This window comes from Klebsiella sp. 28, assembly GCF_018223905.1.
In the GTDB taxonomy this organism is placed as follows: domain Bacteria; phylum Pseudomonadota; class Gammaproteobacteria; order Enterobacterales; family Enterobacteriaceae; genus Klebsiella; species Klebsiella pneumoniae.
The window spans coordinates 1-1,614 of sequence record NZ_JAGRQY010000205.1; the positions used below are offsets into that span (position 1 = coordinate 1).

1 pseudogene is annotated in these 1,614 nt (G+C 52.0%); it reads right to left on the reverse strand.

Annotated features, from left to right (window positions below):
* Window positions 1–36: 36 nt before the first annotated feature.
* Window positions 37–1,614, reverse strand: a pseudogene (locus KHQ28_RS26140) (Tn3-like element Tn3 family transposase); the annotation flags it as partial.

The window sequence follows — 1,614 nt, forward strand, 5'->3', positions numbered from 1 at the left end:
CACCGACTATTTGCAACAGTGCCCTATTTTTCGGGGATCTGATTGCCCTCTGGCAATATCATTCAGCACGCCATAGTCGGCATCATGGTCCATTCGCCAGAAAACCGAAGCACCGGCATCAGCCAGGCGTGGAGAAAACTGGTATCCCAGCAGCCAGAAAAGGCCAAAGACAAGTTCGCTGGCACCTGCTGTATCGGTCATAATTTCGGTTGGATTCAGCCCGGTCTCCTGTTCCAGAAGACCTTCCAGCACAAAGATAGAGTCCCTCAGCGTCCCCGGTATAACGATGCCATGAAAGCCGGAATACTGATCGGACACAAAGTTGTACCAGGTGATCCCTCTGTTATTACCAAAGTATTTGCGGTTCGGTCCGGCATTGATTGTTCTGACTGGCGTAACAAAGCGCATTCCATCTGCAGATGCCACTTCTCCTCCACCCCATATCTGTGCCAGTGGCAGCGTTGCCTGAAAATCAACCAGTCTGGCATTAGCGCTGGTGATAGTTTCAGCCCGCAGATAGTTCGCTTTTGTCCAGTTCAGCCGGTGTCGGGTCAGTGCAGGAACATTTGATCTGATCAGTGGTTCCAGACCGATATTGCAGGCTTCAGCCATCAGCACGGCGCTGATGCTGACGGGCAGATCATCAACTCTGGCACTGGCTTCACTAGCATGGAAAAACTCATCAGCAAATCCGGTATGGGCGTTAATTTCGAGCAGCAACTCCGTTAAATCCACCGGAGGGAGTAGATCACTGATCATTTTGCTCAGTCGTTTCAGACTGTCCGGCTCATCAAGACTGGCGAGGGGAGAAATTGTCAACCGGGGCTTCGGGCCAGAAACATCGAGTTCGACAGCCTCATTTTCGCAAAGACGTGCAGCAACCTGTCTGTAACGACTATCAAGCTGATGACCCAGAGATTTTATTGCTTCCTGCGGGTCTGTCGGGTGCCCCAAAGAACGATAAACCTTAATCCGGTTTGCCTGCCAGTCAGCACCCTGTAGTAATCTTGCACGAGGATCTCCCCACCGGTTACTGCCGGTAACGTAGACATCCCTCCGCCTCAGACTATCCTGCAGTTTACTGAGAAAGCAGAGCGTGTATCCCCTGCGGGTGATATGTTTTTCCTTGTTAATCACCAGCCGTTTCCATGACCGACTGATAATTTCCGTTGGTGCGTCGTCAAAAAACTGCCGCCGTGAGCTGAACTCCCGGCTGAGGTAGTCACAGGCATTCAGAGTGGTAACCCCGGCAGGTGCGGATGAAAATTTAACGGTATTCAGCAGATGGGGCAGGAAACGACGAACGCGCCCGTACTGCTCCACCATTTCGTCATGAAAATTATCGTCTGAGGGCCGGGCAATTTCACGGACAAGCGTGATGATTTCAGCCAGCTTTTGCCTAGGGATGTAGCTGAACACCTCAGCACGAATCGATTCGTCCGGTGTTTCTTCTTTCAGCAAGTACGAACATGCGCTGGCGAGCGCCAATGCAGATTTATCCAGATCCTTCAGCGAGCGGAGCCGTTTTTTCTGCCCAATCTTTCTGGCGTCACGGATGATAACGGCCAGCATGGCGTCCAGAACGTCCAGTGCATCATCCAGCGCCAGCGTTTC